At 40.3% G+C, this 24,632-nt stretch carries 22 protein-coding genes; 6 read left to right on the top strand and 16 right to left on the bottom strand.

The genetic code is table 11. From position 1 onward, the window contains the following. Positions 1–11: 11 nt before the first annotated feature. From pgl to nudE, 9 genes are all read right to left on the bottom strand, one after another. Entirely contained in the window at positions 12–710 is a 699-nt protein-coding gene (gene pgl, locus BKL49_RS06675) for a 6-phosphogluconolactonase (protein WP_077423835.1), read from the bottom strand. A gap of 14 nt (positions 711–724) precedes the next feature. Further along, positions 725–1,582, bottom strand: a complete 858-nt coding sequence (locus tag BKL49_RS06670; RefSeq protein WP_077423834.1) for a PhzF family phenazine biosynthesis protein — start codon at positions 1,580–1,582, stop codon at positions 725–727. A gap of 15 nt (positions 1,583–1,597) precedes the next feature. After that, positions 1,598–3,082: a glucose-6-phosphate dehydrogenase gene (zwf, locus tag BKL49_RS06665; protein ID WP_077423833.1), complete on the bottom strand. Its 1,485-nt coding sequence runs from the start codon at positions 3,080–3,082 to the stop codon at positions 1,598–1,600. Between the two features lie 71 nt (positions 3,083–3,153). Then, complete coding sequence (gene cysQ, locus BKL49_RS06660; protein ID WP_077423832.1) at positions 3,154–3,963, bottom strand: 3'(2'),5'-bisphosphate nucleotidase CysQ; 810 nt, start codon at positions 3,961–3,963, stop codon at positions 3,154–3,156. Between the two features lie 10 nt (positions 3,964–3,973). Then, positions 3,974–4,399 carry a hypothetical protein gene (locus tag BKL49_RS06655; RefSeq protein ID WP_077423831.1) on the bottom strand — a complete coding sequence of 142 codons (426 nt, stop codon included), beginning with the start codon at positions 4,397–4,399 and terminating at the stop codon, positions 3,974–3,976. 465 nt (positions 4,400–4,864) lie between these two features. Further along, positions 4,865–6,337 (bottom strand): surface lipoprotein assembly modifier, encoded by a 1,473-nt coding sequence (locus BKL49_RS06650; RefSeq protein WP_077423830.1) that lies wholly within the window; start codon positions 6,335–6,337, stop codon positions 4,865–4,867. Between the two features lie 71 nt (positions 6,338–6,408). Next, complete coding sequence (locus BKL49_RS12325) at positions 6,409–8,085, bottom strand: transferrin-binding protein-like solute binding protein (protein ID WP_077423829.1); 1,677 nt, start codon at positions 8,083–8,085, stop codon at positions 6,409–6,411. Positions 8,086–8,673: 588 nt separating this feature from the next. Next, on the bottom strand, positions 8,674–10,662 hold the full coding sequence (locus BKL49_RS06640) for an OPT family oligopeptide transporter (RefSeq protein ID WP_077423828.1): 1,989 nt from the start codon (positions 10,660–10,662) through the stop codon (positions 8,674–8,676). A gap of 142 nt (positions 10,663–10,804) precedes the next feature. After that, positions 10,805–11,365, bottom strand: a complete 561-nt coding sequence (gene nudE, locus BKL49_RS06635) for an ADP compounds hydrolase NudE (protein WP_077423827.1) — start codon at positions 11,363–11,365, stop codon at positions 10,805–10,807. 68 nt (positions 11,366–11,433) lie between these two features. Between nudE and hslR the strand changes: the two genes are divergently transcribed. Then, entirely contained in the window at positions 11,434–11,820 is a 387-nt protein-coding gene (gene hslR, locus BKL49_RS06630; protein ID WP_077423826.1) for a ribosome-associated heat shock protein Hsp15, read from the top strand. Positions 11,821–11,888: 68 nt separating this feature from the next. On the opposite strand, the gene lysA is transcribed toward hslR, so the two are convergent. Together lysA and lptM are read right to left on the bottom strand one after the other, a co-directional pair. Next, positions 11,889–13,136: a diaminopimelate decarboxylase gene (gene lysA / locus BKL49_RS06625; RefSeq protein WP_077423825.1), complete on the bottom strand. Its 1,248-nt coding sequence runs from the start codon at positions 13,134–13,136 to the stop codon at positions 11,889–11,891. A 14-nt stretch (positions 13,137–13,150) separates the two neighbouring features. Continuing rightward, the gene (gene lptM / locus BKL49_RS06620) at positions 13,151–13,267 is read right to left on the bottom strand and encodes an LPS translocon maturation chaperone LptM (RefSeq protein ID WP_077423960.1); all 117 of its coding nucleotides are present in this window, start codon (positions 13,265–13,267) and stop codon (positions 13,151–13,153) included. A gap of 96 nt (positions 13,268–13,363) precedes the next feature. On the opposite strand from lptM, the gene cyaY reads away from it, so the two are divergent. Then, positions 13,364–13,669 (top strand): iron donor protein CyaY, encoded by a 306-nt coding sequence (cyaY, locus tag BKL49_RS06615; RefSeq protein ID WP_077423824.1) that lies wholly within the window; start codon positions 13,364–13,366, stop codon positions 13,667–13,669. A 1-nt stretch (position 13,670) separates the two neighbouring features. Next, the gene (gene recQ / locus BKL49_RS06610) at positions 13,671–15,521 is read left to right on the top strand and encodes a DNA helicase RecQ (protein WP_077423823.1); all 1,851 of its coding nucleotides are present in this window, start codon (positions 13,671–13,673) and stop codon (positions 15,519–15,521) included. Positions 15,522–15,570: 49 nt separating this feature from the next. Here recQ and BKL49_RS06605 read toward each other — a convergent pair whose 3' ends face one another. Both BKL49_RS06605 and BKL49_RS06600 read right to left on the bottom strand, forming a co-directional pair. Continuing rightward, positions 15,571–18,591: a glycoside hydrolase family 2 TIM barrel-domain containing protein gene (locus tag BKL49_RS06605; RefSeq protein ID WP_077423822.1), complete on the bottom strand. Its 3,021-nt coding sequence runs from the start codon at positions 18,589–18,591 to the stop codon at positions 15,571–15,573. A 20-nt stretch (positions 18,592–18,611) separates the two neighbouring features. Further along, positions 18,612–19,898 (bottom strand): MFS transporter, encoded by a 1,287-nt coding sequence (locus tag BKL49_RS06600; RefSeq protein ID WP_077423821.1) that lies wholly within the window; start codon positions 19,896–19,898, stop codon positions 18,612–18,614. Between the two features lie 241 nt (positions 19,899–20,139). Between BKL49_RS06600 and BKL49_RS06595 the strand changes: the two genes are divergently transcribed. The 3 genes from BKL49_RS06595 (at position 20,140) to recX (ending at position 22,922) form a co-directional block, all read left to right on the top strand. Continuing rightward, positions 20,140–21,141, top strand: a complete 1,002-nt coding sequence (locus BKL49_RS06595; protein ID WP_077423820.1) for a LacI family DNA-binding transcriptional regulator — start codon at positions 20,140–20,142, stop codon at positions 21,139–21,141. Between the two features lie 201 nt (positions 21,142–21,342). Beyond that, a complete protein-coding gene (gene recA, locus BKL49_RS06590; RefSeq protein ID WP_077423819.1) occupies positions 21,343–22,398 on the top strand; it encodes a recombinase RecA in 1,056 nt (351 codons plus the stop codon). 65 nt (positions 22,399–22,463) lie between these two features. Continuing rightward, positions 22,464–22,922, top strand: coding sequence for a recombination regulator RecX (gene recX, locus BKL49_RS06585; protein ID WP_077423818.1), 459 nt, complete (start codon positions 22,464–22,466; stop codon positions 22,920–22,922). On the opposite strand, the gene crcB is transcribed toward recX, so the two are convergent. The 3 genes from crcB to BKL49_RS06570 all read right to left on the bottom strand — a co-directional run. Then, positions 22,891–23,295 (bottom strand): fluoride efflux transporter CrcB, encoded by a 405-nt coding sequence (gene crcB / locus BKL49_RS06580; protein ID WP_077423817.1) that lies wholly within the window; start codon positions 23,293–23,295, stop codon positions 22,891–22,893. The genes recX and crcB overlap by 32 nt on opposite strands. Next, positions 23,295–24,113 carry a Cof-type HAD-IIB family hydrolase gene (locus BKL49_RS06575; protein ID WP_077423816.1) on the bottom strand — a complete coding sequence of 273 codons (819 nt, stop codon included), beginning with the start codon at positions 24,111–24,113 and terminating at the stop codon, positions 23,295–23,297. Before BKL49_RS06575 ends, crcB begins: the two co-directional genes overlap by 1 nt. 160 nt (positions 24,114–24,273) lie before the next feature. Continuing rightward, positions 24,274–24,632: EF-Tu C-terminal domain-related protein (locus BKL49_RS06570; protein WP_042594721.1), on the bottom strand; the 359-nt coding region annotated here is incomplete at its 5' end.

The raw sequence follows: 24,632 nt of genomic DNA, 5'->3' as shown, positions 1-24,632 counted from the left end.
TAAAATGTCCATTACAAAAACTTCGCTGCCGCTTTATCTAAATACCATTCTGTCACACCATTTTTTGCCTGAATTTTGGCTGCCGGATAAGGCAAATTTTCAGCCGGTGTGGTTTGGATTTCTTTTAAGATTTCCGCTTTGCCTTCGCCGGTGACTAAGTAGGTAATGCGTTTTGCTTGCTCAATCAGTTTTGCCGTTTTGGAAATACGGATTTGTCCTGTTTCCGGGTGCTTGGCAATCACGGCAAGGTTTTCATCATCAAAGTTGGTTTGATGTGGGAATAATGAAGCCGTATGCCCGTCCGTCCCCATTCCAAGAATAATCCAGTCAAAAACGCCGCTCGGAATGACAGCACTTAACTCTTGTTCAAAACGTTCCAGCTCCAAGTGCGGTTCATTTTCGCCACGGATTCGGTGAATGTTCTCAGTTGGAATGACGATATGATCGAACAATAATTTCTGTACTTCACCATAATTGCTTTCGGGATCATCAGGATTCACCATTCGGTCATCGCCCCACCAAAAATGTAAATTTTTCCACTGAACTTGAGAAACATAAGGCTCACTCACCAAAGTTTTAAAAAGTAATTTAGGCGTTGAGCCGCCCGAAAGCGAAATATGCACAGGGTGGTTTAATTGGCTATAAAGTTGAAATTCTTGTGCTATTTTTTCTACAGAGTTTTGTGCCGTTGGAAAGATTAAGTAATTCATATTTTTTCTCTTAATTAAGGGGTGGGAGGGAGAATAAATTCACCTTTTGCCACTTCAATGACGTTACCACCAACCCAAATACGCTGTTGTTCATCCACCTGCAAAGATAAACGATTAGGACGGCCAAGTTCATCGCCTTGGCTAATAGCCAGTTGAATAGGGACTTTTTGCTGTAAAATATACCAACCGCCTAAATTTGCTGCTGCCGAGCCTGTACCAGGATCTTCCAAAACCGCTCCATATTGTTCAAAAAACATTCGTGCATTCACTTGTCCTTGTTGTTCAAACCAAATATAGCACTCTTTTAAAGCAAAATCCGTAGTAAGCTTTTGATTAAAAAGTGCGGTGGAAACTTGACAATTTTTAACTGCCCTTCGGTTGCTTACCTGTACCAATAAATGACAAGTTCCCGTATTGACCCACACTGGTATACCAGCAATATCCTGCTCTTGTAACCCTAACACCGATGCGATATCTGCTTTGCTCAAATTTACTTCATGGCTTTTTACATCACAGGTTAAAATTAAGCTAATCTTACTCTTCCGGTGTTGAATCTCCACCAAGTTCGCCAAGGTTTCCAGCTGATAATGGTCTTGTTGACAAAATAAATGGCGAATAACAAAACTTGCTCCTAGGGTGGGATGTCCTGCAAAGGGAAGTTCCACTGTTGGTGTAAAAATTCTCAGTTTTTTTACTGCACTTTGAATCGTTGAATCTTGTATAAAGACAGTTTCCGACAAATTAAATTGCCGTGCGATAAGCTGCATTTGCCGATCCGTTAAGTCATTCGCATAAGGGAATACCGCCAAGGGATTCCCCCCAAAATGCGTTTCAGCAAATACATTAAGAAGATAAAACGGACAAGCTGTCATTGTTACTCCCTATCGTTATACTTTTTTCTTCATTAACCCACTTGGTTTACGCCACACACGACCACTTTTGGCAATCAGTTTATCGGCAGCAGTTGGCCCCCAAGTGCCGGCTTCGTATTCGTGGACTCGACCGCCGTTAGCTTTGTAGTCTAAAATCGGTTGTACAAAACGCCAAGCGGCGTGAACGGCATCGGTACGCGCGAACAAGGTGGCATCCCCTTTCATTGCGTCCAGCAATAAGCGTTCGTAAGCCGTTAGCACTTGCGCACCGGCAAGATCCGCATAGCGGAAATCCATTGAGACTTCTTTTGCTTCAAAACCTGCCCCCGGTTTTTTCAAGCCAAAACGCATTGAAATGGCTTCGTCCGGTTGAATACGAATAATGAGTTTATTTTCCGGTGCGTCTTGGCTAAATACCGGATGTGGCGTGGTTTTAAAGTGAATGACAATTTCCGTCACGCGTGCCGGTAAACGTTTTCCGGTACGCACATAGAAAGGTACGCCTGCCCAACGCCAGTTTTCAATTTCACAACGCAATGCCATATAGGTTTCCGTGTGAGAATCTGCCGGCACGCCTTTTTCTTCCAAGTAACCTTTTACTTTTTTACCGTTAATTTCTGCCGCAGTGTATTGACCCAACACGAGGTTATGTTCCACGTCTTCCTGTGTTAATGGACGCAAACTATGCATTACTTTTGCCACTTCATCACGCATTGAATTGGCATTGATGATTGCCGGCGGTTCCATCGCCACCATAGCAAGCACTTGTAATAAATGGTTTTGGAACATATCACGCATTGCACCGGAGCCGTCATAATAGCCGCCCCGTTCTTCCACGCCGATGGATTCAGCACCGGTAATTTCCACATAATCGATAAAATTGCGATTCCAAAGGGGTTCAAACCAACCATTGGAAAAACGCAAGACAAGTAAGTTTTGAACGGTTTCTTTACCAAGATAGTGATCGATACGATAAATTTGGTGTTCTTCAAAGAAACGGTGAATTTGCACATCTAGGGCTTGGGCGGTTTTTTCATCATAGCCAAACGGTTTTTCCACAATAATGCGTTTCCAACCGTATTCTTCGGTATTCAAGCCGTGTGCAGCCAAACATTCGGGAATCACGCCATAAAGACTTGGCGGAGTGGACATATAGTAGAGGGTATTGCCACAAGTTTGATATTTATCGTGCAGTTCATCCAAACGTGGTACCAGTTTGCCATAGTCGGCGGCATCTGCCGTATTAATGGCTTGATAGTAAAGGTGATGACAAAATGCGTCTAGGGTTTCAGGCGTAGTTTCTTCATTATTAACCAATGCATCACGCATTTTTTCACGGAAGGTTGCATCAGTTAAATCGGAGCGTGCAACCCCAAGCACTGAAAAGTTTTCGCTTAGTCGCCCGATTTTATATAGATTATAAAGAGCGGGAATGAGTTTACGGTGAGTTAAATCACCGGATGCGCCAAAGATGACGATACAATTATTGTCTGTTTGCATAATAATTCCTTGTAAAATACCGAGTGTCGGAAATGATGGGCTATTCTAACGAAAATTACTCATTGAACCAATCAATTAAATTGAAAGATAGATTGCCAATCCGCCGATTTATCCGCCACCATCACAAAATAGGGATTAATTAAGGTTTCACGCTGGTTATAAGTCAGCGGTTTAAAATGTTGATCGAAAATTTGCCCGTTCATTTCGCCTAATAAAACTTCTGCCCCTGCAGTATCCCATTCGCCCGTTCTTCCAAGTCGAATATAACAATCTACGGCACTTTCTGCCACGAGACCGCTTTTTAGGCTGCTTGAACCTAATACCACAAATTCACAATCGATATTCTTGGGCAAAATTGACCGCACTTTTTCTTGCGAAGTGGTTGCCCCCACGGCGATCCGCAAAGTGCGGTCAAATTTGACGGTATTTTTTGTGAGTTTTTTCACGTGCTCACCTTGTTTTTTGTACGCACCAAAGTCTTCCATCGCATAATAAGTAAGGGATAAAACCGGCGCGTGAATAATGCTCATTACCGGCTTATTTTTACGCACAAGGGTGATTAAAACGGAAAATTGATCCGTGCGATTAATAAATTGTTGCGTGCCGTCAAGGGGGTCAATCAACCAATATTCTTTCCACGTTTGACGTTCTTCAAAAGGAATATGGCAATTTTCTTCTGAAAGCACGGGAATATGGGGAAAAAGTGCGGTCAATTTTTCCGTTAAAAATTGACTGACGAACAAATCTGCTTCCGTCACCGGTGTGTTATCTTCTTTTATTTTCACGTTAATCTGTTGGTGATAAAAACGTTGCAAATGATTACCGGCTTGGTAAGCAATAAGCAGGATTTGGTTCAGTAAGTGTTCATTAAGTATCAGCATAATGTTCTCCTTAACAATCGGGCGATGAGGATTTTTCTTTTGGCAACAACCACGGTATGACAAACAACGAATAAAACACCATTCCGCACACACTTAGTAGCCCAAGGGATAATCCTCCTTCGGTGATCCATTGCCAAAATGAGGGCGTTTCTTCGCTCATCACCAACAAATAGAAATACGCCGCAATGTTGCAATAACAAAAAGCAACTAAAGATGAACATAACACAATAGCGGCAATATTATGGCGAACATAGCCAAACCTTGTGGCAATAAGGGCGATAAGAAAAGCGGGAATGGTGGCGAGGAAAAATGCGGTAACAACATAACGACTGAAAGGCATCGGGCTAAGATCCGCATCTAAAAAACCAAATAATGCTGTTGCCAACACCTGTAACATCAAGGGAAATAAAATGAGTGTTTTAAGATAAGGCTTCATAAAAAATAGGCTATCGGAAAAGATAGCCTATTTTATAGGAAAATAGCCCTTTTTTATAGAATCCTTATGTTGATATTTTGGCTTCTCATTGAGATACAAGATACTCAAGAGCTATTAAACAACAGAAAAGAAGAAAGCACCATCGTTCAGCCAACAACCCCAAGCGAAAACCAATACCGAAATTGCCGATTATTTCAGCGGTGACAGTATCACCGACAACGACAGACTTTGCTTTTTGTTTCAGTTATCTAAAACCTGCGATCCTGTCATTGTATTTACTTACAGTCAGGCTTTTCACTAACTTACAAATATAAAGGCTTTTTTCCTCAAATTAAGCAGTTCAATAAAAAGTTTAAGGCGGCATAATTCATTTCATCACTATACTTAGATAAAAATAATAGATATAAAATAAGCACTTCCTATTTAAAGTTAATTAGAAAATGCTTACTTTATTATATTGAAAAATTAGAATGTTCGACTGGCTTCAATAAATATCAGCGATTTGTCATAGCTATAAAACGGAATGTTACTATCAGTTTTTGTATAATTCCAAGTAATTCGAGGTGTAAAACCTGCATAATGAATTTCTTTATGCCATAAAGAAACACCTGATGAATATTCTTTATTTTCCTGTTTACCTAAAAAACTTGCTTCTTTATAGTTACGTTTTGCTATACCTAAAGAGATCGCACTGGATATTCCAAGCGGCCATTCCTGTCCCCAAACCAAACGCGTTCCATAGCGGGAATAACTATTACTATGATCTTTCGCCTTTTTACGAGAAAGATCTACTGCAAGCATCCAATATTGTTTTGCACTTGGTAAATAAGATAGCGCATTAGTAAAATAATGTGCAGGGCCGTCATATTGGTTAGCATTCACTTCTCTGTCATATTTATCATAACCAAAGCTGTAGCTAAATGTATATTTTAGTTGTTGTGTCAACCAATAATTAGTCGTTATGCTTGCGCCATAATTGGTTGAATAACGTTTAAGTGCATTGCCATAATTATATCCACCTGCATACCATCTTTTGTAAACACGTGGCATAAACTCAATATTAAACTTCGCATTTGAATAGCCAAATCCCAGCCCAATATTAGTATCCAAATCATTATAACGTTTATTATCCCAATAATATTTTCCACTCATTCCCGAACTAAGTTTTAAATATTTTCCATTAGATAATGCCCATTGTTTATCCGCCCCAAACCAAGCTGAAATACCTTGTCCTTTTTGTTTTGGTGTATTATAGGTAAGCACAGCACCATTTTGTAATGTCATTTGTGTACCCTCATCAGCAGCATCGGCAAGATTAGGATCATTTAAAAAAGTTGTACCAAATGAGAAATTCCACTGCTCTTTAGAATTAATCACATCAATATAGCGATTGATCACTTCAACATCTTTAGGGTTAGAAACCGTTGTTCTTATTTTCTCAAATTGGCTTTTTGCGGCTTCGTACTCTTGGTTAAAAAATAAAGTTTCAGCAAGTTGATAGCGAATAAAAGAATTATCAGGAAAAGCCGAAATAAGTTTACGATAAATTTTTATAGACTCATCAAGATCATTATTAATTGATAAGATGGCATCTGCCCATTCAATTAATGAATCATCTCGATCATTAACTTGTCGATATACTGAAATTAATTCAGGTAATGCTTTTATATTACGATAAATAAGTGCCTGAACAATCGCTTGTTCTAACTGAACTGAATTTTTTATTAAATCTGCTTTAGCGTTTTCGGATAATTTAAATTCTTGTTCACCACTTAACATTTCTTGTCGTAACAGATCTTCTTGAACTGTTTTAGTATTAATTTTATCCGTTTCTATTTTTGTTTTTTCAACATCTCTTATATTAACGGTTTGGGCATAACTAAAATGAGGCAATGTTAATAACATACCAAATACAATGGAAAGGGAATATTTTTTCATAACGACCTTCTTATGTTATAGAAAAAAACAGCCCACTTTTAGGTGGACTGTTTACGAATAAAAAACCCAAATTAGTTAGAATTGTTATTTTTATCTGTTGATGCAGCAAATGGATTGTCTAATGTAACAGGACCGCCGGTTTTAACCGCGCCAAATACCGCACCCCATTTATTAGCGTCTTTCGCATCAGAAATAATTGAACCGCCTAACTCTTGAGCTTGTGGACCAAATAAGTTTGCTTGGAAAGAACCGGTTGCTTTATCGCCGTATGCTTTAGCAGAAGTACCTGCAATATTACCTTGTGCAGCAACATCACCTTTGAAGGTTGCTAAAGTTTGAACACGGTCAGCCGCATTTGCTTTTTGATAAACATCATAAACACTACCGCTTACAGCTTTAGTTGCCAAATCAACCGTTGCTTGTACATGGTGACCGGATTTTAATGCCCAATTTGCCGGCGCCGGAGTAGTTGTTGTCACAGAAGGTCTTGCTGAAACCGCGTTAGCGGGATTATCTGCACCATTCGTTGTGTTAGTAACAGGGCCTGCCACACCATCTGTCGCCGGATTATGTAAACCAAATGCAACAGCATGACCTTGGTAAGTTAAAGTACCGGATAATTTCGCTAACTCTTCTTTAGTTGTTGGTTGTACACCGCGATAGAAATAGTTATTTTCAGTACCTTTATCACCGTATTCACCGTAATTTACCACAAAGGTATTCGGTGCCACGCCATCTTTATAAAGTCCTTGATTCTCTAAGTAAGCCGAATCATTTAACGATGAAGTAACACGACCATATTGAACACGTTGTAATGTTGCACCGGTATAGCTATCCGCAGCCCCTGTATTTTCGTGTCCTAATGCATTTTTTACTGTAGTCACACCATCTTGAGTACTTACTTGATGAGCTTCAAAATAAGTATTACCTAAGCGGTCGGTTTTAGCAGTAACTAAAGGTAAATTGCTTTGATCTGCTTTATTACCATATTTAGTACCGTTCTCGGTATCTTGTGTATAATCTTGAGCAAAAGTACGGTGTCCATAAACTTCAGCTACAGAGTCTTTTAATACAACATCACTGCGTCCACCGGTGTTTCCGTGGTTGGTATAATCCACACGGTCTTGGTTATCATAAACAAATGCTTTACCCGCTTCAGTACCGGCAGTTGATGTTTTGGTTTCGGTTTTAGCGCGAGCGGTTCCACCTACTGTAGTTTTAGAGGCATCAGTTTTATCGTTTTCATTTACAAGATAGATTGTTGATAAAGTGGTTTCGCCGTTGTTTGCCGTATTACCAACAAAATCAAAATCTTCAACATAACCTAATTTTCCGGATTTTTGATTTGGATTAGGTGTACCCACTACAACTGTATCTAAACGAGCAGAAGCCGAAGCACTACCATCACTATAAGTTTCAAATGGAACTGTCATTTCGGCATTGTTAGACATACGGTTCAAATTTTGACCTTTAGTGTCGTTATCTAAAATAAGATCAGAACCAATTTTATTTACAAATTTACCACCACGGTTAACAGCTGCATTATCTTTTTTTGCTTGAGCCTCAGCTGCAGCTTTTTCCGCTGCTGCTTTCTCTGCGGCTGCTTTTTCTGCAGCTGCTTTTTCTGCGGCTTGCTGTTGTGCAGCTTTTTCTGCCTCTGCATTATTACTTGAACCACCTGATGAACCACAAGCAGCCAAAATACCTGCAGCAACAAGAGTTAAGCTAAATTTAATTAAATTGTTCATATAAGGTACCTATATTAAATCATCGTTAATTAAAAACTGTGCTCACCATAACGTAAACAATTGAAAGTAAAGCACGTATTCTTATTTTTAGAAAAAGAAAAACCCATATTTTTCTTAATCTCTCCTGATACTAAGGATCCGTAAACTCAAACAATCTTAAATCCTGTTACTCCGGTTCATAGAATTCTATTTGCTCAAAAGAGAAGCAATAGACCGCGTTACCTAAAGCTAAAGATTAATGATAACCTATTGAAATTACGAAGTTTTAATACCATTTATTCCCCCTCAAACATTCCTTAAAAAAGTTTAGCAAGAGGAGTTGTTATCTCTGTAAAGAGATAACAACAAGGAGTATACTCCTTGCGATTTTTTCACTTTATCAAATGCAGGCTTATCAAAATTTATTGAAGGAAAAGGGGATGAAACAAAGTATGGCGGAAAAAGGTAACTGCCTTGATAATGGTGCTATGGAGAGGTTTTTCGATCGATTATTGAGAAAGACTTTAATAATAAGTATCCGGCTATAATAAAAATCCACCTTCGTAGAAGGTGGATTTTTTAACTGTATAATACTGAGAATTTTAGGGACTAATCAGATTTTTTCGCACGTAATACACGGGCGGCGAAAATCGCAATACCGAGAATAAAGACCACTAAACCTAACACTTCACCAATGCTACCCCAGTTTTCAAGATTTAAAGCAAGAGGGGCTTCAGATCCACCGGAAGTCACCGAGGCGGCAATGATGAAGGCTAAAATCACCCCCATTAAACTTTCGCCAACGATTAAGCCTGCCGAAAATAATGTGCCGAAACGTTCTGCTTTGGCGGAAATTTCTTTATTACCTTTCTTCGCAATGTGGCGATTGATAAACCACGCTAAAAATGCGCCAATGGTTACCGGCATATTGATAGACGGCGGTAAATAGATACCGATCCCGACTGCCAACACAGGAAGAGCGAAAGCGTTACGGCTGATTTTTTTCAAGAAAGCGTCAATCACAATTAAAATCGCACCTAATCCCACACCACTTAAAATGTATGTCCATTCTAATTGGTTAGAAAAAATACCTTGTGAGATGGTGGTCATAATAGTGGCTTGTGGCGCAGAAAGGGCTTGGCTTGGATCCATATCCGCACGCGGTAATGCACCGCTGAAACCATAAGCGTGATAAAGAATTTCCAACACCGGTGCAATTACCAACGCCCCCACAAAACAGCCGATAATCAATGCCACCTGCTGACGCCAAGGCGTGGCTTCTACCAATAAACCGGTTTTTAAATCTTGCAGATTATCGTTAGAAATGGTTGCAGTGGTTAATACAATAGAAGCGGTAAAGAGCGTAAGTGCGGTCAAAAATTTCTGACCTTCTGCGGTTTCAAATAAACCGGCTGCATTACCAATAGACACCAACACAAGGGAAATCACAATCACGGAAATAATCCCGATACCGGAAATCGGGCTGGAAGAAGACCCCACCAATCCTGCCATATAACCGGACGCCGCCGCTACAAAGAAACCGATAAATACGGCAAGGAACGTACAAACTACCACCAACAAAATAGCAAGTTCAGGTGAAATTGGGGCGGCCGCAATAAAATGATGTAACGAAATGACAATCAATGCCACGGTTGCAATCAAAATATAAATCATTGTTTTTGGGGAAAGGTCAATATCAATGCGATGTTCGGATTCGGCGTGTTCACCTTTCAACATACGGAACGAATGTACCATTCCTTCCACCATCGGTTTCATTAGCACCAATAATGTCCAAATTGCCGCAATCCCAATCGTACCGACACCGATAAAACGCACTTTGGTTTTCCACGTTGTCATTGCAAAATCAATCAGGCTCATATCCGCCGGCATATCGCCCGAAGCAGTGAAAAACGGCACAGCAACACCCCAAGTTAAAACCGTGCCGATTAACATTGCGATACCGCCCACGATACCGATTAAATAGCCCGCGCCGAGTAATGCTAAGGAGAAGCCCATCGGCAATTGAAATGCCGCTTTTCCGCTTTGAATCCACGCGCTCGCACCATCTGCCATCACACGCAAACCGTTTGTTAAAAATGCCACCAAAGCGGCTAACACACCACCGTAAGCAATGTCTTTCACGCCACTGTCGCCGTTTTCATTATTACCGGCTTTCAAAATTTCCGCTGCGGCTACACCTTCCGGATAAGGTAAGTCACTATTTACCACCATCGCACGGCGTAATGGAATGGTGAATAACACGCCCAACGTACCGCCGGAGGCACAAATCAACATCGTTTGCCAAAATGGAAAATCGTTCCAGTAACCCATCATTAATAAGCCCGGCAAAACGAAAATCACGGAAGAAAGTGTTCCCGCTGCCGAAGCTTGGGTTTGCACCATATTGTTTTCCAAAATACTGGAATCTTTAAAGAATTTCAGCACTGCCATAGAAATAACGGCGGCAGGAATAGATGAGGCAAAAGTCATCCCGACTTTTAACCCTAAATAGACGTTAGAAGCAGTGAAGATCACCGTAATTAACGCCCCGAGAATAATCCCACGAAGGGTGAGTTCTTTTAAATTGGAATGAGGCATAATTTTTCCTTAGGTTAAATAAAAAGGCGTTTACCTTCGCAAAAAATCGGGGAAAACTCAAGAATTGTTTAATGTTTCTTTGATTTAGTTAAAAGACATTTAATAAATTGCATTTTTATTAAAAGAATTATCGAGCAACCGCTCACGTGCGATTGCTCAAATAATCCTTTAACACATAAAGTGCGGTTAAATTTCGGGCTTCGTTGAAATTCGGATCAGCCAGTAGTTCATCAATCTTTAATAGGGGAAAACGCACGATTTCCAATGGCTCAGGCTCGTCCCCTTCAAGCCGACAAGGGTAGAAATCCTCCGCAATCATAATGTGCATTGTGCTACGCATATAGCTTGGGTTGGTACTCACCGAGCGTAAGAAATGAATTTGTTTTGCGCCAAGCCCAATTTCTTCTTTCAATTCACGGTTCGCCGCCTCTTCTGCCGTTTCGCCCTCGTCCATTCCACCTTTCGGAAAACCCAATTCATAACGTTCAGTTCCCACGGCATATTCTCGAATCATCAACATCTCATCGCCATCAATGGGAATCATCATCACCGCTTGGTGTGTACCCGGTTTAAAGCGTTCATAAGTACGTTGTTCACCATTGGAAAAAGCTAATTCCACCGATTGAATTTCAAACAACCGAGATTTTGCTGCGGTGCGAATCGATAAAATTTTCGGCAATGATTTTTGAATATTTGACAACATAGGCTTCTCTTATTTTGTGATACTATGAGCGCAAACTTTATCACAAATTACCTAAAGAGCGATCTGAAATGGAAGAAAAAGAAGTTAGACTGGATAAATGGCTTTGGGCGGCACGTTTTTATAAAACCCGCAGTATCGCAAAAGCGATGATTGAAGGCGGCAAAGTACATTACAACGGACAACGCGCCAAAGTGAGCAAACTCGTGGACATCGGGGCGATTCTGAAATTACGCCAAGGCAATGAAGAAAAAGAAATAGAAATTTTAGCCTTAAGCGATCAACGCCGTGGCGCACCGGAAGCACAACAACTTTATCGAGAAACAGAACAAAGCGTGAAAAAACGGGAAGAAATGGCTTGGGCAAGAAAAAATAACGCCCTTTCAATGCCTCACCCTGATCGCCGCCCAAATAAAAAAGAACGGCGTGATTTGTTGAAATTTAAACATCAGGAATAACAAAAGTGCGGTTAAAAATTGATGTGTTTTTCAACCGCACTTTTTTGCGTTTTCCCGTTCGGATAAACCTAAACAACCGACTCCAACGCCCAAAGATCCTGTAAACTTTCACGGCGGCGAATTAAATGGGCTTTATCGCCGTCCACCAACACTTCTGCCGTGCGTGGGCGGGAGTTGTAATTCGAGGACATACTAGCCCCATACGCACCGGCAGAACATTGTGCAATATAATCCCCTTCGGCAATCGCCAATTCACGTTGTTTGCCCAAGAAATCGGAGGTTTCGCATACCGGCCCAACGACATCATAAATCGCTTTTTCACGCCCTAAAGTGCGGTCAATTTCAATGATATTCATATAGGCTCCGTATAATGCCGGACGAATCATATCGTTCATTCCTGTATCGGTAATGGCAAAATTGCGGCTTTCATTACTTTTCAGATATTGCACTTTCGCCACCAAAATTCCTGCATTGGCAGAAATTGCCCGTCCCGGTTCAAGAATAATTTCGAGATCACTATAATCTTTTAATTTTTCCAGCAAGGCTTTGGCATATTCACTTGGATGTGGCGGATTTTCGTCCGTATAAGTCACCCCCAAGCCACCGCCTAAATCTAAATGTTCCAACACAATACCGTCTTGTTTAAGCTGTTCCATTAGCACAATTAAACGATCCGCCGCATCAAGGAAAGGCTGTAATTCTGTGAGTTGTGAACCAATGTGGCAATCCATTCCGGTGATTTTCACATTTGCTAAACCTGCTGCAAGTTTATAAACATCACGGGCTTCTTCCACGCTAATGCCAAATTTATTTTCTTTCAAGCCGGTGGAAATATAGGGGTGCGTATGGGCATCCACATCCGGATTCACCCGCAGAGAAATAGGCGCAATTTTGCCCATTTCTGCGGCAATCTGGTTGATGTGTTTGAGTTCGGAAATGGATTCCACATTAAAACAACGAATCCCTACTTCCAAAGCGCGCATAATTTCCTCACGAGATTTCGCCACACCGGAAAATACGACTTTTGAAGCCTCGCCGCCTGCCACAAGCACACGTTCCAATTCGCCTTGCGATACAATATCAAAACCCGAACCCAATTTTGCCATCACACTCAACACCCCAATATTGGAGCAGGATTTCACGGCAAAACAAATTAAATGAGGATGATTTCCCAATGCCGAATCAAAAGCGTGCCAATGGCGTTCTAATGTTGCACGGGAATAAATATAAAGCGGGGTGCCGAATTGCTCGGCAAGCTGTTGCACCGGCAGTTGCTCGGCATAAAGTTTGTCGTTTTGATATTGAAAGAAATTCATTGTGTATCCTTTATTTATTGCGTTTCTTGCGTTTTTTCTTTTTCAGGAAAATATAACGGCCCTTTTACACCGCAACCGCTCGCCAAAGCACAAATCGCACTTAATACTAAAATAGAAAGTAATTTTTTCATTTTTTCAATCTCTTTCATTGTTAAAACTGCCTTTCACTAGGGCGTGAAAGGCTTTATAATCTGCCGCATTCTATCAGATTTACAGGGAAAAACGTGATGAATGTTGCAGAATTTCACCAAAATATCGAACAAGTTTGGCAAAAAATTGAGGAAGAATTAGACGCACAAGGTGCGGATGCGGATTGCGAAATCCAAGGTTCGGTATTCACCATCACTTTCGACAATCGTTCACAAATTGTGATCAATAAACAAGAACCCTTGCTTGAACTTTGGTTGGCAGGCAAATTAGGTGGCTTTCACTTTGCCTTCAAAAACGGGGAATGGATTTCCAATGATGGTAAACGTTTTTGGGATAGCTTAACCGAAACCTGTGCTGCACACGGCGAAAACGTTCAGTTCTAAGATGACCACGCCTTCCCCAAAAACAACGGAAAAATCCACCGCACTTTCCGTATTAAATTCAGTTTTCGGCTATCAATCTTTCCGCAAAGGGCAGGAAGAAGTGATCAACGCTGCACTGAAGGGGAAGGATACGTTGGTGGTGATGGCAACAGGAAACGGTAAATCACTTTGCTATCAAATTCCTGCCCTCTGCTTTGAGGGATTAACATTGGTGATTTCGCCATTAATTTCCTTGATGAAAGATCAGGTGGATCAATTACAAGCCAATGGTATTGAAGCGGATTTTCTCAATTCCAGCCAAACGCCGGAGCAACAACAACAGGTACAAAATAAACTGATTGGCGGACAGCTCAAACTGCTTTATGTGTCACCGGAAAAGGTGATGACCAACAGTTTTTTTCAACTCATTTCCTATCGTCAAGTCAGTTTTATCGCCATTGATGAAGCCCATTGTATTTCCCAATGGGGACACGATTTTCGCCCCGAATATACCCAACTTGGCGGCTTAAAAGCCAGTTTTCCGAATGCTCCGATTATGGCACTGACGGCAACCGCTGATTATGCCACGCGACAAGATATTCTCACTCATCTTAAACTGCAAAATCTATATCAATATATCGGGAGCTTTGACCGCCCTAACATTCGCTACACCCTAGAAGAAAAATTCAAACCGATGGAACAACTTACTCGGTTTGCACTGGCACAAAAAGGAAAAAGCGGCATTATTTATTGCAACAGCCGTAACAAAGTGGAACGCATTGCGGAAAGTTTGCGTAACAAAGGCATCTCCGCCGCCGCTTATCACGCCGGAATGGAAACCGCCCAACGTGAGCGGGTGCAACAGGATTTTCAGCGTGATAACGTACAAATTGTTGTCGCAACCATTGCTTTTGGAATGGGGATCAATAAATCTAACGTACGTTTTGTGGCGCATTTCGATTTGCCCCGTAGCATTGAATCCTACTATCAAGAAACCGGTCGTGCCGGCCGTGATGATTTACCTGCTGAAGCCGTATTATTTTATGATCCGGCAGATTACGCTTGGTTACAAAAAATTTTATTGGAAAAACCGGAAAGCCCACAACGCCAAATTGAACAACATAAATTGGAAGCAATTGGTGAATTTGCCGAAAGTCAAACCTGCCGCCGTTTGGTTTTGCTGAATTATTTCGGCGAACATCGCCAAACACCTTGCAATAACTGTGATATTTGCCTTGATCCGCCAAAAAAATATGACGGTTTAGTGGATGCACAAAAAGTGATGTCCACCATTTATCGTGTCGGGCAATGTTTTGGCGTGCAATATGTGATTGCCGTGCTACGTGGAATGCAAAATCAAAAAATTATTGAACGCCAACACGACAAACTCAGCGTATATGGCATTGGCAAAGAGAAAAGCAAAGAACATTGGCAATCGGTGATTCGCCAGCTTATTCACCTCGGATTTGTGCAACAAGTGATCGGTGATTTCAACGCAACGCTACAACTGACCGAAAGTGCAAAACCCGTGTTAAAAGGTGAAGTGACACTCGAGCTTGCAATGCCACGTATTTCCGCAATCAGCAAAATCGCCCATAATCCACAACGCAGCACTTTGACAAGCTATGATAAAGATCTTTTTGCCCGTTTACGTTTCTTACGCAAACAAATTGCCGACAAAGAAAACATTCCCCCTTACATTGTATTCAACGATGCCACCTTACAAGAAATGGCGCAATATATGCCAAGTTCCAACATTGAAATGCTACAAATTAACGGTGTTGGCTCAATAAAACTCGAACGCTTCGCCCAACCTTTTATGAGCTTAATTGAAGAACACAAGGCGATTTTGGAAAAAGCGAAAAGGGGATAACGAAAAAATGCAGTCAAATTTAACCGCACTTTTCGTTTGCTCAATTTAGTTAAAACTGCACATAAAAACAAAAATCAAATTCTGTTTCGTTCAACCGATATTGCGGTTTTAATGTTGGCCCACAGGAATTTGAGCCGATACCGCTCATTTTATAATCCACACAAAGTACCGTTGAAGGGCTTTCCTGCAAATCATAACAATGCGATTTTTCCGTCATTTCCTCTTGTGTATAAGGGCAAAGATTAAAGCTGAATGCCGCATCTGCCGTAACGGTTAAATCTTTTAATGCCACAAAGTGCGTACCGTAATGGCTGCCGTTTTCTTGGGGTTTGACATAAGGCATTTTATAATTTGACACATCCGCAGCATAATTCCCCAGTCGGGCAAGATGATGTTTATCTATGTAGCTTTCTTGCTCGCCATAACCAAAATACTGTGCTTGATTATTGTTTTTTCGCAAGAAAAAACGTAAACCGAAGCGTGGTAGATAAGGCAAATTAGCGGGGCGTTTAGCATTGACTTGAATTGTCAACTTTCCTGCTTTTGAAAGCAAATAACGTACGGAAAGTTGCAAAATCCGCATTTTTGCCACAGCGACTATGCCGATTTCTGCATCAATTTGTATTTGCTCCCCTAAGCGTTTCCAGCTTACCTGATAGGCACGGCTGAACGCCTTGTCATAGCCTGCATTTTGCCAAAATTCCCGAATAAGACGGTCGTTATCCGTTGGCGCACGCCATACATTGAAGTCTAGTGGTTGCTGGATTATCGCCTGCCCATTTTTATGAATTTCCGCCAATATCCCTTTGTTTTTATCCAACATAAATTGGAATTGCTCATTAGTTAAGCATAAACGCTCATCCGTTTCTTCTATGTTAAAGTCAGAAAGTGCGGTTAAATTTGGCTGAGGTTTTACTGGACGAACCAAATCTTGCCCATAAATCACAATCTGATCAAAGCCAAAATCGTGATCTTTTGGCAATAAATCACTTGGTTTTGTGCTGATATAATGTAAATCTAAGGTTAAAAATTTTCCCTGATAAGGCGGAATACTGAGAGGTAAAACAGCAGTGTGTTGCGGTGGGCAAGAAATGGCTAATTCGCCTTTTTCAATCGTTTTACCATTCGCCACAAAGGCATATTGAATATGAAGATTGTCTTTAAGATCGGTAAAATCCCAGTAGTTTTTAATTTGTACTTGATGATTAACCCATGTCGCACGTACAGGGCGATTGACATTTTTTAATTCCAACAAATTACTGTGTGGTATGCGATCTTGCGAAACTAATCCATCCATACAGAAATTACCATCATTTGGCGTATCACCAAAATCGCCGCCATAGCCTACCCCCCCCGAGCCGTCAGGCAAGTAAGGCGCGTGATCGCACCATTCCCAAACAAAGCCACCGCAGGATTTTTCATTCCGTTCAAAGGCTTGCCAATAATCTTCTGCATCACCGTTAGAATTGCCCATCGCGTGGGAATATTCACACAGCACATAGGGTTTTGCTGCCGAGCTTTGCTCGTAGTTATCTAAGGATTGGGTGGGTGCATACATTTCACTGTAAAAATCAAGATTGTTGAGGTCATTCTTGTAAGCTTGATGTTGATAAATTGAGCTTTCATAATGCACCAAACGGCTGGTATCACGCTGTTTAATCCAAGCGGCGGCAGCTTCAAAATTTTCGCCGTAGCCGCTTTCATTACCCAGCGACCAAATGATGACTGACGTGCGATTTTTATCCCGTTCCACATTGGCAAAAGTGCGGTCTAAAATCGCAGCTTTATACTCAGGTGCGCGGGCAAAATAACAGAAGTTATTAATGGTTTGTTGACGAATGATTTCATCTTGATTGATCCGTTTTTCATTGAGGAAAATGCTCTGCTCAGGCTGCTCAACATACTGCATTGCCGCCCCGTGACTTTCAATATCACTTTCTGAAATCAAATAGAAACCGTATAAATCGCATAGCTCACTAAACCAAGGGGCGTTAGGATAATGGGCGGTGCGAACTGCATTGATATTGTGCTGTTTCATTAGCTTAAGATCGACCAAGGCTTGTTCAGGCGAAATGGCATAACCTGTTTTGGGATCACTATCGTGCCGATTGACCCCTTTAAATTTAATCGGTTGACCGTTAATTTTTAATACGGCATTTTCTACATAAATTTTGCGGAAGCCGATTTTTTGCTCAATCATTTCATCGCCTGTTCGCATCGTTAAACGATAAAGCTGCGGATTTTCGGCATTCCATAAAATGGGTTGAATTAAATTAAGGGAAAAATTGACCGCACTTTGTCGGGTGATTTCATTCCCCTGTGGATGATAAAGTACAAATTCAATTTCTTGATTTTGCTGTGAAAATTGTGTTTCCACTTTCAGTTCTACTTGGCTGAAATCCGCATTTAATGCGGTTTTGATAAAGAAATCTTGTAAATAGTTAGGTTCCCGTTCTAATAGATAAACATCGCGGAAAATCCCTGACATACGGAATTTGTCTTGATCTTCTAAATAACTGCCATTGCACCATTTTAGTACCACGACATCTAGCTGGTTTTTTCCTGCTAAAAGATAGTTGGTAATCTCAAATTCATTGGTGCTATGGCTGATTTGCCCATAGCCTACAAATTGTTGATTCACATAGACAAATAGACAGCTATCCACCCCTTCAAAATTCAATAAATAGCGTTTATCTGATTTTGGACTGAAATTAAATTCACGCCGATAATGCCCACAAGGATTTTCTTTTGGCACAAAAGGGGGATCAAAGGGGAAAGGATAGTTGATATTGGTGTAATGATGTTGATCAAAGCCGTGATTTTGCCAGTTAGACGGAACGGGAATTTGGGTTTTTAGTGGATCGGTTAAAAAGGTTTCAGGTAAATATTGTACGCTATCATAATAACTAAAATCCCAGTTTGCCCCCGAAAGTGCGGTGAAAAATAGTGAGGTTTTTCGTGCAAGTTGATTTGGTTCTTGCTCAGGGCTAAAGGGAATAAAATAAGCGTGATGCGGTTGGCGGTTGACCTGTAAAATATCAGGATTTTCAAAATATTGCGGTAAAATCATAATGGTTATTCCTTCTTGAGTTAGTGTGAGCGAGCGTTGCGTTTCTGTAATTGATAGCGTTCATTAAGGGGCATTTTCCCCGTTAATGTGAAGGCGGAAATCAGGGTAAATGCCACGGCGATACAACCTAAAATAAAATAGGTGTGTTGAAAACCATATAAATCATAGCCTGCTCCGACGATTGGCGACACAATCATATTGCCGATTTGTTTGGTAAAGTGGCAGGCGACAAGATAAATCGTGGCGGAAAAATGTAGCTCAAAGGTGTTGGCAATATATTTGAACACACCGACAAGATAGAACGGCACTTCAAACATATGCAACGTTTTAAGCACCACAACGTGCCAAGCCTCGGTGGCGAAAGACGAACCTATAATGCGGATACTCATAATTGCCCCTGCAATTAATAACGCATTTTTTGCGCCGATTCGGTTGATAATAAGCGGCACGAAGAACATTATCAACGCATTAAGCATTTCGCCGGCAGTGGTAACATAGCCGAACATCTTAATGCCTTCGGCGTTAGAATCAAAAAAGCGGTTAAAAAAGTTACCAAATTGTTGGTCAAAAATATCATAAATGCAGGCAACCCCTACCACATAAGCCAATAAAGCCCAAAATTTCGGACGCTTAAAGATGATAAAGGCTTGTCGTAATGTGACGGGATTTTTAGTATTAACCAGTTGCTCAACCACTTTTGCCGTTGAACTTTCTGTTGGCTTGGCAAGAAAGACCAACAAAAGCAATATCACGGCGGCAGCCGAGCCAAGCCAAAACACATAATCGGGATTAGAACCATAAAGATTACCCGCAATAGAAGCACAAATCGCCCAACCAAACATTCCAAACATTCTTGCCCGACCATATTCAAATCGGCTGCAACGGCTAATACGTTCGATGTAGGCTTCTGAGGCAGGTGCTCCGGCTTGAAATACAAAGCCTATATAAACACCACCGGCAATAGCACCAAGCCAAATATTGATTTTAAGCAATGGTGCGAAGACATAAATGAAGAAGGGGGCATAAAAAACGAGCGTAATGGCCAAAATCCAAAGTAAGTGTTTTCGCACGCCCAGTTTATCTGAAACATACCCAAATACGGGCTGAAAACAAAGTGCAAAAAATGACATCATTGCAAATACCATACCTGCATCTTCGCCTGATAGTCCATTTATATCGCCAAGCCAAATACCAAGAAAAGGATAGCAAGTTGCCATAATAAAAAAGAACGCGAAGAAATAACCACCGAAGATCCAGTAGTTTCTATTCGTTAAGTAATAACTTTGCGTTGTATTATTCGTTTCCATTTTTTACTCCCTAAAAGTATTCCCTCTTAATGTTAACGATAACATTTATTTTAACAAATTAAATTTGGCTAATTTGTGATGTTAATCACAGATTTTAACGTTAACATTTAAAGTTAATAAAAATAGAGAACGATTTTGCAGTTAACGCTAATAATTCAGTAAAAACAGCGTATGATCTAAATTAAATAAATGGATAATAAATCAAAAAACTTTCTAGAAATAAAAAAGGAGGGAAAGGTTTATGGTATCACTTAAAGATGTTGCGGACTTAGCCGGTGTCTCAATGATGACGGTATCGCGAGCAATTAATAATCCCAACAAATTATCCGAAAAAACCTATCAAACAGTAAAACAAGCCATTGATCAACTCGGTTATGTACCAAATTTTGCCGCACAAAATATTCGCGGTGTAGCGGGAAAAACGATTGGCGTGTTGTCTCTTGGTACGGCAACAACACCTTTTTCTGTTGAGATTTTATTAGGTATAGAAAGGACGGTTCGCAAATTTGGTTGGCATTCTTATGTTATTAATGCTTTTGAAAACGATGAAATAGAAATGGAGCAAGCGGTTGAACAGCTTGTATCTCATCGCCCGAATGCGATTATTATTGCCCGTAATGGGTTAAAGAGGGTGAAAATTCCTGAAAAATTACGCCAGTTTCCCATTGCTTTGGCAAATTGTGTGACCAATGATTTACCGGTGGCAAGCTATATTCCCGATGATTTTCAAGGACAATATGAAATTGGAAAATTATTGGCTGAAAAGGGTTATAAAAAACCATTATTTCTGCATATTCCACATAATTACATTGCTACAAAAGCACGAAAAGAAGGCTTTGAAAAAGCGTTTTTTTCTCAAGCGCCAAAAGAGAGTGTAAAAATCGATAACTACTTTATGCAAGAAGACGGGGAAGATTATTTTGAAGGTGCCAAACCACTACTCGAAATGCTACAACAACCAAAAAAGCTCGATTATGATGTGATTGTTTGTGGAAACGACCGAATCGCTTTTGTAGCATACCAATTACTATTAAGCCACGGCTACCGTATTCCTGAAGATATTGCAGTAACGGGATATGATAATACGATAGGGATCGCTCATTTATTTATACCGCCGCTCACAACCGTAGAATTACCTCATTACGCAATGGGAGAACAGGCTGCCTTACATTTAATTGAAGGACATAAAAATGTAGATTGTCATAAACTGGCTTGTCCTTTAATGATAGGAAAATCCTGTTAAATCACGAAAAACTATTAGAATCGAGAATATACCGTTTGCTTTATTCTGACCAGAAAGGGATAACGTCCCTAATTTTTAGCATTTTCTTCCTGATTCTACGAGCTGACTCACATTTTTATCATAAAGATCAAAAATTCACTTGATACTGTATATCAATACAGATACAATCTACACAAATTTGATAACATAAAAGGTTAAAAAATGGCTACTCAAGAAGAAAAACAAAAAGCGCTTGCCGCAGCATTAGGACAAATCGAAAAACAATTTGGTAAAGGCTCTATTATGAAATTAGGGGATACCAAAGCACTTGATGTTGAATCGATCTCAACCGGCTCAATCGGACTTGATGTGGCATTAGGGATCGGCGGTTTGCCAATGGGACGTATCGTTGAGATCTTTGGGCCCGAGTCTTCCGGTAAAACCACACTCACTTTATCTGTTATCGCGCAAGCCCAAAAAGCAGGCAAAACCTGTGCATTTATTGATGCCGAACACGCACTTGATCCTATTTATGCCGCAAAACTTGGCGTAGATGTAAAAGAATTATTAGTTTCTCAACCGGATAACGGTGAACAAGCGCTTGAAATTTGTGATGCACTTGTTCGCTCTGGTGCTGTCGATGTGGTGATTGTGGACTCCGTTGCAGCCCTTACGCCAAAAGCGGAAATTGAAGGCGATATGGGTGATTCGCATATGGGGTTACAAGCACGTTTAATGTCTCAAGCATTGCGTAAATTAACCGGTCAAATTAAAAGTGCGAATTGTTTGGTGATTTTCATCAACCAAATTCGTATGAAAATCGGTGTAATGTTTGGCAATCCGGAAACCACAACCGGTGGTAACGCGCTCAAATTTTACTCTTCTGTGCGTTTAGATATTCGCCGTACGGGCTCTGTAAAAGATGGCGAGGAAATCATTGGTAATGAAACAAAAGTAAAAGTCGTAAAAAATAAACTTGCTGCTCCATTCCGTCAGGTAGATTTCCAAATCCTTTATGGTGAAGGTATTTCCAAAGCAGGCGAGTTAATTGAATTGGGTGTAAAACATAAACTTGTGGATAAATCGGGTGCTTGGTATGCTTACAATGGTGAAAAAATTGGTCAAGGTAAAGCCAATGCAATGAAATGGTTAAATGAACATACCGAGAAAGCGGCAGAATTAGAAACCAGACTTCGTGCCGAGTTGGTTGCTAATCCTGAGCAATCATTAATGGCAGATATTGAACAAGTCGAAGAAGAATCTTCAGAAGACGAATAAATTAATAATCAAGTGCGGTTAAATTTTTCTTCAAATTTTAACCGCACTTTTTATGGGGAAAAACAATGTCTTCACTTGTTTTAGGCTATGTGGTCAAGTTACTTGCCCGCAGAGAATACAGTGAATTTGAACTCCGAAATAAAATGCAGGAAAAAGCATTTTCTGAGGAAGAAATTGAGTACGTATTGACATATTGCCAACAAAAAAATTGGCAAAATGATAAACGTTTTGCCGAGAATTATATCAATGCACGATCTCAGCGAGGATATGGGGTAAATAGAATTAAACAAGAGCTTCGTCAGCTAAAAGGAGTAACCAATGATGTGGTTGAAGAGGCTTTTTATGAATCTGATATTGATTGGTCATCCCTTGCTTTTGCGACATTAAGAAAAAAATTCCCCAACTATGCCGAAAAGCAAATGCCCAAAAATAAGCAAAAAATTTGGCAATATATGCTTTCCCACGGCTTTTACAGCGAGGAATTCTCTGACTTTATCGGTTCTGCTCCTGAAGAAGATTTTTAACTAATATTCGTCCTATAAAAATCCCCAAGGTTGTACAAAGCAAACCACCAAACAAATGGGAAAAAATAATCAAAATACCCTTTAGCCATTTATCCGACATAAAATATTCAATCACTTCGGCAGAAAAAGAGGAAAAGGTAGTAAATGCGCTCAAAAATCCGGTGACAATAAATAACTTCCATAGCGTATTCATTTGAGGATATTGCCAAAATATGGCAATCATTATTCCCATCAAAAAACAGCCAACTAAATTAGCCAGTAATGTGCCAAAAGCCAAATAAGAAAAAAGAGAATTAAGCCATAAACCTAATCCCCATCTCGACAAGGCGCCCAGTGCTGCCCCACAACTTACAGATAACAATGATTGCCACATTATTTTATTTCAAACATATTTTTAAGATATTGCGCCACCGCTTCATCTTTATTTAAACCGATTTGCTCAAGTGAAGGGCAAGCCTGTTTTAGACGAATATCGGCATTTCCCATAATGCACCCTTTCCCTACACTTTTTAGCATCTCCACATCATTCATTCCATCACCAAAGGCGATACAATCTTCTAGATTGTAGTCCCTCTGTGCCAGTACATACTTTAATGCTTCACCCTTAGAAACATTTTTATTCATCACTTCTAAGCAACTTAATCCGGAATAAACAATGTTTACTACATCACCAAAATGCTCGCGTAAATAATGCTCAACCTCAACTAAATCTTCGGGTGTTTTTCCGATAAAGAAAATTTTTTCAACAGCTCGTGCGTGGTGTTGGGAGAAATTAACCACTTCATACATAAAATGAGAATCTTGATGATATGCTTTGAGTTCCGGTACATCCGTATTAATAAACCAACCTTCATCTTGATAAGCATTTAAACAAATACGACTGTTATCAAAAGGTGTTTTATAAAGTGCCAATACAATATCTTCCGGTAAACTATTGCTATAAATAAGATTGCCCTCTAAATCTCTTACTCTTGCACCATTTGAGGTAATCATTACCGCACGTTCAGCACCAATTTTTCCTAAAATAGAAGAAACATCCGTATGATTTCGCCCTGTCGCAAGAATGAGATCAACGCCTTGTTGCTCCAAACGATTTAAAATATCAATAGTAAAATCACCTACAACGTGATTAGCATTCAACAAGGTACCATCAAGATCAGAAACAACAGCACGGAAAGGTTGTTTTCGCATAGAATAATCCTCCAAAATTTTTCTGTATCATATCAAAAATAAAAAAGAAAATGACCGCACTTCTTTGATAAAGAAAGCTCAAATGATCATTGTTTATTAAAAAACAAAAGGCAGATCTTTCGATCTGCCTTCTTACTTTGATTTCAATTCATCAAATCAATTATTTGATGATTTTTGCTACCACGCCCGCACCTACTGTGCGACCGCCTTCACGGATAGCGAAACGTAAACCTTGGTCCATCGCGATTGGGTGGATGAGGCTTACTGTCATTTTGATGTTATCACCCGGCATTACCATTTCCACGCCTTCCGGTAATTCGATTGTACCGGTTACGTCTGTTGTACGGAAATAGAATTGTGGACGGTAACCTTTGAAGAATGGGGTGTGACGACCACCTTCATCTTTTGATAATACGTAAACTTCTGATTCAAAATCAGTGTGTGGCGTGATTGAACCCGGTTTCGCTAATACTTGACCACGTTCGATTTCTTCACGTTTAGTACCACGTAATAATGCAC

The sequence above is a fragment of the Rodentibacter myodis genome (assembly GCF_001999305.1).
GTDB classification, from domain to species: Bacteria; Pseudomonadota; Gammaproteobacteria; order Enterobacterales; family Pasteurellaceae; genus Rodentibacter; species Rodentibacter myodis.
The sequence above is the reverse complement of the archived record's forward strand: the minus strand, read 5'-3'. Positions and strand labels throughout refer to the sequence as shown.